The 6,593-nt window shown below is 55.9% G+C and carries 8 protein-coding genes and 3 tRNA genes; all 11 read right to left on the bottom strand.

Annotation, left to right across the window (positions count from 1 at the left end; translation table 11 throughout):
* The coding region (locus tag C5F52_RS09850) for a GTP-binding protein (protein ID WP_236657804.1) at positions 1-211 on the bottom strand (211 nt) is incomplete at its 3' end.
* A 39-nt stretch (positions 212-250) separates the two neighbouring features.
* Positions 251-325: transfer RNA gene (locus C5F52_RS09845), tRNA-Thr, on the bottom strand.
* Positions 326-365: 40 nt separating this feature from the next.
* Positions 366-439 (bottom strand) — tRNA-Gly (locus C5F52_RS09840).
* A gap of 62 nt (positions 440-501) precedes the next feature.
* Positions 502-587, bottom strand: a tRNA-Tyr gene (locus C5F52_RS09835).
* A gap of 60 nt (positions 588-647) precedes the next feature.
* Positions 648-1,451: a uracil-DNA glycosylase gene (locus tag C5F52_RS09830; RefSeq protein WP_104798159.1), complete on the bottom strand. Its 804-nt coding sequence runs from the start codon at positions 1,449-1,451 to the stop codon at positions 648-650.
* A 17-nt stretch (positions 1,452-1,468) separates the two neighbouring features.
* The gene (gene trpC / locus C5F52_RS09825) at positions 1,469-2,260 is read right to left on the bottom strand and encodes an indole-3-glycerol phosphate synthase TrpC (protein ID WP_104798158.1); all 792 of its coding nucleotides are present in this window, start codon (positions 2,258-2,260) and stop codon (positions 1,469-1,471) included.
* A complete protein-coding gene (locus C5F52_RS30035) occupies positions 2,253-2,393 on the bottom strand; it encodes a hypothetical protein (protein ID WP_201746993.1) in 141 nt (46 codons plus the stop codon). Before C5F52_RS30035 ends, trpC begins: the two co-directional genes overlap by 8 nt.
* Positions 2,394-2,403: 10 nt before the next feature.
* Positions 2,404-3,447 (bottom strand): anthranilate phosphoribosyltransferase, encoded by a 1,044-nt coding sequence (gene trpD, locus C5F52_RS09820; RefSeq protein WP_104798157.1) that lies wholly within the window; start codon positions 3,445-3,447, stop codon positions 2,404-2,406.
* A 9-nt stretch (positions 3,448-3,456) separates the two neighbouring features.
* Positions 3,457-4,026 carry an aminodeoxychorismate/anthranilate synthase component II gene (locus C5F52_RS09815; RefSeq protein WP_104798156.1) on the bottom strand — a complete coding sequence of 190 codons (570 nt, stop codon included), beginning with the start codon at positions 4,024-4,026 and terminating at the stop codon, positions 3,457-3,459.
* A gap of 5 nt (positions 4,027-4,031) precedes the next feature.
* Positions 4,032-5,543 carry an anthranilate synthase component I gene (gene trpE, locus C5F52_RS09810; RefSeq protein WP_104798155.1) on the bottom strand — a complete coding sequence of 504 codons (1,512 nt, stop codon included), beginning with the start codon at positions 5,541-5,543 and terminating at the stop codon, positions 4,032-4,034.
* A gap of 209 nt (positions 5,544-5,752) precedes the next feature.
* Positions 5,753-6,475, bottom strand: coding sequence for a phosphoglycolate phosphatase (gene gph / locus C5F52_RS09805; protein WP_104798154.1), 723 nt, complete (start codon positions 6,473-6,475; stop codon positions 5,753-5,755).
* Between the last annotated feature and the right edge of the window lie 118 nt (positions 6,476-6,593).

Genomic DNA, 6,593 nt, shown 5'->3' with positions numbered 1-6,593 from the left:
CGTACTCAACGTGGGCAGTGTTGATCGTGATACCGCGTGCTTTTTCTTCGGGAGCCGCGTCAATTTGGTCGTAAGCCTTCGCTTCGCCGCCAAACTTGGCCGACAGGATCGTGGTGATCGCTGCAGTCAAGGTTGTTTTGCCGTGGTCAACGTGGCCAATCGTGCCGACGTTCACGTGCGGCTTGGTACGTTCAAATTTTCCTTTTGCCATTTTTCGACTCCGAAAAAAAATAAGTCAATCACAAAAATTTGGTGCCCTTGGCGGGAATCGGACCCGCGACCTCTCCCTTACCAAGGGAGTGCTCTACCACTGAGCCACAAGGGCAAAAACTCTGACCGCCAATCAAACCAACAAAAACAACAATTGGAGCGGGAGACGGGAATCGAACCCGCGTCATTAGCTTGGAAGGCTAGGGTTCTACCATTGAACTACTCCCGCATCTAGCCAGAAACCGGCTTTAGCAGCTGCAGGATCACCTAGGCAACGCTTGTTGTTTTCGCTGGTGGAGGGGACTGGATTCGAACCAGTGTAGGCGTAAGCCAACAGATTTACAGTCTGCCCCCTTTAGCCACTCGGGCACCCCTCCGGCGAACCTCAGACTATAGCAGAGTTTAGAGGCTCGGACCCGATTTTGAATAAATTTCGCTCATAACGCCCAAGACATGGGTTGACGATGCTGCGCCAACCAAGCCGCAGCTTTTGAAAAATGCCCACAACCAACAAAAGGCTGTGGCGGACGCAAAGCAGACAAGGGCGAGGGATGATTGGCAAGTAATACCAAGGCATCACGCACCGACGCCTGCGCCCCCCCGACAGCCGCCGAGGCAACTTGGCGCGTTTGCATCTCAATCATGGGCGCCTTCGCTTGTGCATGCGCACCCCACAGCATGTAAACACAAGCTGGCGACGTGCGCGCCACTTGAGCAAGCAAGGCATCCGTCAAAGACTCCCAACCGCGTTTGGCATGGCTGGCTGGTTGGCCCTGCTCAACCGTCAAGCACGTATTGAGCAACAGCACCCCGCGCTTAGCCCACGCTTCGAGCGAACCACTTTGAGGCGGCTGCAATCCCACATCTCTTTGTAACTCTTTGAAAATATTGCGGAGCGAAGGCGGCACTTTCACACCAGGCGCCACTGAAAACGACAAACCCTGCGCTTGATAAGGGCCGTGATACGGGTCTTGCCCAAGAATCACCACACGCACACTGGCTAGCGGCGTCAGCAACAAAGCCCAAAGTGGATGTTCGGGGTACACGATGGCGCCAGCAGCCAAACGCGCTTTGACAAAAGCAGCCAATGACTGACCTTCTGAACTGCGCCAAAACGCCTCTAGCGTCGGGCGCCAGTCATCATGTACAGGCCAAGACTCGGGCGACCAAGCCTTGAGATGCGGCCCCACACTGAACGCCGCGCCACCCTCCAACGCGTCACCAAACAAATCGCGGGTCATTCCCAGCCATCGCCCACTCAGGCGGCGAACAACTGTGCCAACGCCACACCTGGATCAGGCGCACGCATGAACGCCTCTCCCACCAAAAATGCATGCACATTCGCGTCGCGCATGGCTTGCACGTCACTGCGTTGCACGATGCCGCTCTCCGTCACCAACAAGCGGTCAGCAGGTACATCCGCCAGCATGCCGAGCGTGGTGTCCAACGAAACCTCAAACGTCCGCAGATTTCGGTTGTTGATCCCGATCAGCGGTGTTTTCAACTTCAACGCACGCTGCAATTCAGGCGCATCGTGCACCTCGACCAAAACAGCCATATCCAAACTGCGCGCAATCGCTTCAAACTCAGCCATCTGAGCATCGTCCAAACAGGCTGCAATCAACAAAATGCAATCCGCCCCCATCACGCGTGCTTCGTAGACTTGGTAAGGGTCAACCATGAAGTCTTTGCGCAACACGGGCAAATCGCATGATGCTCGCGCTTGCTTCAAATAATCCACACTGCCTTGGAAAAAGTCTTTATCTGTCAACACCGACAAACAAGCCGCGCCGTGTTCGGCATAGCTTTGCGCAATGTCCGCAGGAATAAAGTCTTCGCGAATCACGCCTTTAGACGGGCTGGCTTTTTTGATTTCGGCGATCACCGCAGGCAAACCCGCTGCGATCTTGGCGCGCAAGGCGCCCACAAAGTCACGGGTCAGCACACGACTCTCAGCGTCAGCGCGCATGGCTTGCAATGATTTGCGCTTGAGCGCTGCAGCCACCTCTTGGTGTTTGACTTCGACAATTTTCTTCAAGATGTCACTCATGCTTGGCTTTCTTTTCGCTTTCGGGCGACTCATTCTTTAAAACATTCACAAACACGCGGTGCATCACCACGCCGACCACCACAAAGCCGACAGAGACACCGATGGCAATCCAAGCCTCTGGGTTATGCCACATCGTTCAGAGCTTAGACAGACAGGGCATGGGCCGCGGTGACCAATTGATCCAACTTGGCTTTGGCCGCACCAGAAGACAAAACCTCACGGGCGCGCGCAATACCGACCTCCATGCTCTGCACCACATTGGCAGCATACAAAGCCAATCCTGCGTTGAGCACCACGATGTCACGCGCTGGGCCAGGCTGGTTATCCAGCACGCCCAACAACATCGTGCGCGATTGCTCGGGCGTTTCCACACGTAAAGCGCGGTTGCTGACCATGGAGAAGCCGAAGTCTTCCGGATGGATTTCGTACTCACGCACCTCGCCATCCTTCAACTCACCCACCATCGTGGATGCGCCCAACGACACCTCATCCAACCCGTCACGGCCATAGACGACCAATGCATGCGCTGCACCCAAACGTTGCAAAGCGCGCACTTGAATGCCCACCAAATCGGGGTGAAAAACACCCATCAAAATATGGGGCGCCCCAGCGGGGTTGGTGAGTGGACCCAAAATGTTGAAGATGGTGCGCACACCCAGCTCTTTGCGAACAGGTGCCACATTTTTCATCGCAGGGTGATGGTTGGGCGCAAACATGAAGCCGATGCCCACCTGTGCAATGCACTGCGCAATTTGCGCAGGCGCAAGGTTGATGTTGACCCCCAAACTCTCCAACACATCCGCGCTGCCACTTTTGCTGCTCACGCTGCGACTGCCATGTTTGCTGACCTTGGCACCCGCCGCCGCCGCCACAAACATCGAGCACGTTGAAATATTGAACGTGTGCGAGCCATCGCCACCCGTGCCCACGATGTCCACCAAGTGGCGACGATCGGCGACCTCCACCTTGGTCGAAAACTCCCGCATCACTTGTGCGGCAGCGGTAATTTCGCCAATCGTTTCCTTCTTCACGCGCAACGCGGTGATGAACGCAGACATCAACACGGGCGACATTTCGCCCGCCATGATGAGCCGCATGATGTGCAGCATTTCGTCGTGAAAAATCTCACGATGCTCAATCACGCGTTGCAGCGCTTCTTGCGGGGTAATTGCATGGATGGCTGTCATGTCGCGCCTTTACAAAAAGCTCTTGAGCATGGCGTGACCGTGCTCCGTGAGAATGGACTCGGGATGAAACTGCACCCCTTGAATGTCAAGTTCGGTATGCCGTACACCCATGATTTCGCCGTCATCGGTCCACGCCGTGACCTTCAAACATGCCGGGCACGATGCGCCCTCGATCGCCAAGGAGTGGTAACGATTCACCGTGAATTTCTCAGGCAAGCCAGCAAACACGCCCTCTTGCGTGGTGGTGATGACGCTGGTCTTGCCGTGCATCAACGCTTGTGCCCGAATGATCTTTCCGCCAAACGCCGCGCCAATGCTTTGATGCCCCAAACAGACGCCCAAAATTGGCAACTTGCCTGCAAAGTGTTGAATAGCCGCGACCGAAATACCGGCCTCAGCGGGTGAGCAAGGTCCAGGAGAAATCACCAGGCGATCGGGCTTGCGCGCAGCAATGCCTTCCAGCGTGATTTCGTCGTTGCGAAACACCTCAACCTCAGCACCCAACTCACCAAAATATTGAACGATGTTGAAGGTAAAGCTGTCGTAGTTATCAACCATCAAGAGTTTGATTTTTTTCATGATGTTTACTCCAAACCTTCTTCCACCAACTCACTGGCACGCAACAACGCACGCGCTTTGTGCTCGGTCTCTTTCCACTCCAACTCAGGCACAGAATCGGCCACGACACCTGCCGCAGCTTGCACATACAAGGTGTCGTTTTTGATGATGCCGGTACGAATGGCAATCGCCACGTCCATGTCACCCGCAAAGCTCAGGTAACCGCAAGCGCCGCCATACAAACCGCGCTTGGTGGGTTCAAGTTGGTCAATCAACTCCATGGCATGCACTTTGGGGGCGCCGGTCAGCGTGCCCGCAGGGAAGGTGGCTTTGAGCACATCCATGCTGGTGAGCGGCTGGCCATCTGCGCCATCGAGCAACAAACCTTCCACGTTACTCACGATGTGCATCACATGGCTGTAACGCTCCACCACAAACGCCTCGGTCACTTTGACGCTGCCAATCTTGGCAATGCGACCAATGTCGTTGCGGGCCAAATCGATCAACATGACGTGCTCGGCACGCTCTTTGGGGTCGTTGATCAACTCAACTTCAGCCGCCTTGTCCGCCTCGGGGGTTGCACCGCGTGGGCGCGTGCCGGCCAGCGGACGGATGGTGACTTTTTGGCCTTCGGGTGTGGACTCTTGGCGTACCAAAATCTCGGGCGAGGCCCCCACCACATGGGCATCACCGAGGTTGTAGTAATACATGTACGGGCTAGGGTTGAGCGAACGCAGCGCACGGTACAAGGACAGCGGGCTGGCTATGAACTTCTTATGAATACGCTGGCCCACTTGCACCTGCATGAAGTCACCCGCCGCAATCAAATCTTTGGCGCGCAACACAGCGGCCAAATAATCGTCTTTGGCAAAGCTTCGCTCTGCGGGGTGGCTGGCGCAGGGCGCGATCGAGGGCGCTTGCGCAGGCGCTTTCAAACGCTGTTTGAGCTCAGCCAAACGCGCTTGCGCTTGTGGGTAAGCATCGGGCTGCGCAGGGTCGGCGTACACGATGAGCGAGAGCTTGCCTGACAGGTTGTCAATCACGGCCAACTCTTCGGTTTGCAGCAACAAAATATCTGGCATGCCCAAGTCATCAGGGGGACAAGAATGCACCAGCTTCTTTTCGATGTGACGCACGGTGTCGTAGCCAAAGTAGCCCGCCAAGCCACCGCAAAAACGGGGCATGCCGTCTAGCAAAGCCACCTTGAAACGCTTTTGATAGGCCGCCACAAAGTCCAGCGGATTACCCGCAACGGTCTCGACCACGACGCCATCGGTCACCACCTCGGTCTTCGCTGCTTCGCCAAAACCGCTGGCGCGCAACAAGGTGCGTGCGGGTAAACCAATGAAGCTGTAACGCCCAAAGCGCTCACCGCCCACCACGGATTCCAGCAAAAAGCTGTGTTTGCCGTGATCTTGGACATGCGCCAGCTTCAAATAAAGCGACAAAGGGGTTTCGAGGTCGGCAAATGCTTGCGCCACCAACGGAATGCGGTTGTAGCCTTGTTGGGCCAATGTTTTGAATTCGATTTCGGTCATGGTGAGCCTCCACAGCTCTGCCCCGTGTAGATGGGGCGTTCATTCGGACAGGTGCTGAGGCAAAGGCCATGCATCAGCGCGGAGCACGGCTTCAGTCGCGTGCGTTAGACGAGCTTGAACAACGGCGTACGCCAGGGCCAAGCTCCCCGGTCGTGACAACCTGTGACAGTGCTGCGATGAATGAACATGAAGATCAGTTTAACAAAGGCTCAGCACGACAAGCTCAACGCACCCAGAATTTGGGTCAACACGTCGACATGCGCGTCGGCATCCACCCCATCGACGGGTTCGCCGTGGTTATAGCCATAGCGAACCAGCACCACGGGGCAACCCGCGGCCCGTGCAGCTTGGGCGTCGTTGCTGGAGTCGCCCACCATCAACGTGCGCGCTGGCTCGGTGCCTAATATGTCGCAGGTACGTAGCAAAGGCAGCGGATCTGGCTTTTTGCGGGCAAAGCTGTCACCCCCAAAGACATGCGAAAAATACCGATCGAGGCCTTTCGCTTTTAACAAGGGCTGGGCAAACGACAAAGGTTTGTTCGTCAGACATGCAAGCGCCAAACCCGCACTGCGCAATTGCTGCAAGCCCTCGGCCACACAGGGGTACACCTGCGCAAACTCACCATTGATCGCCAAATAGTGGTGCTGGTATCGCAGCCAAGCCAACTCATACAAATCATCCACCGTGCGGCTTGCGCACATGCGCCCCGACGACTGAACTTCGGGCAAGGCCAATTGATGCGTCAGCACGGAGCGGATCAAATGCTCGGAACCCTTGCCGACGGTACGCGAAACCAACGCACGGGTGACGGGCGGCAGATCCAAGTCTGCGAGCGTGCGATTGAGCGCGACCTCAAAGTCGCCTAAGGTGTCGACCATCGTGCCGTCCAGATCAACGATGGCTGCTCGCAGTGTGGTTGCGTGAATTTTCATGCGGAAAGTATCTTTGAATGCGGAAATAAGAAACTGGCCAACTTGCCACAACTTGAATGAGCGTCAGCAATGTTTGTTGCAATTTGAAACACTTTTTTATCACATCCTAGGGTAACAA

This window comes from Limnohabitans sp. TS-CS-82 (assembly GCF_002943475.1).
Note: the sequence above shows the minus strand (reverse complement) of the source record. Positions and strands in the feature narration are given on the sequence as shown.

Coding starts and splice junctions, on each gene's coding strand:
- C5F52_RS09830 (WP_104798159.1), bottom strand. CDS start 1,451: ATGACCCGCGATTTGTTTGGTGACGCGTTGGAGGGTGGCGCGGCGTTC.
- trpC (WP_104798158.1), bottom strand. CDS start 2,260: ATGAGTGACATCTTGAAGAAAATTGTCGAAGTCAAACACCAAGAGGTG.
- C5F52_RS30035 (WP_201746993.1), bottom strand. CDS start 2,393: ATGTGGCATAACCCAGAGGCTTGGATTGCCATCGGTGTCTCTGTCGGC.
- trpD (WP_104798157.1), bottom strand. CDS start 3,447: ATGACAGCCATCCATGCAATTACCCCGCAAGAAGCGCTGCAACGCGTG.
- C5F52_RS09815 (WP_104798156.1), bottom strand. CDS start 4,026: ATGAAAAAAATCAAACTCTTGATGGTTGATAACTACGACAGCTTTACC.
- trpE (WP_104798155.1), bottom strand. CDS start 5,543: ATGACCGAAATCGAATTCAAAACATTGGCCCAACAAGGCTACAACCGC.
- gph (WP_104798154.1), bottom strand. CDS start 6,475: ATGAAAATTCACGCAACCACACTGCGAGCAGCCATCGTTGATCTGGAC.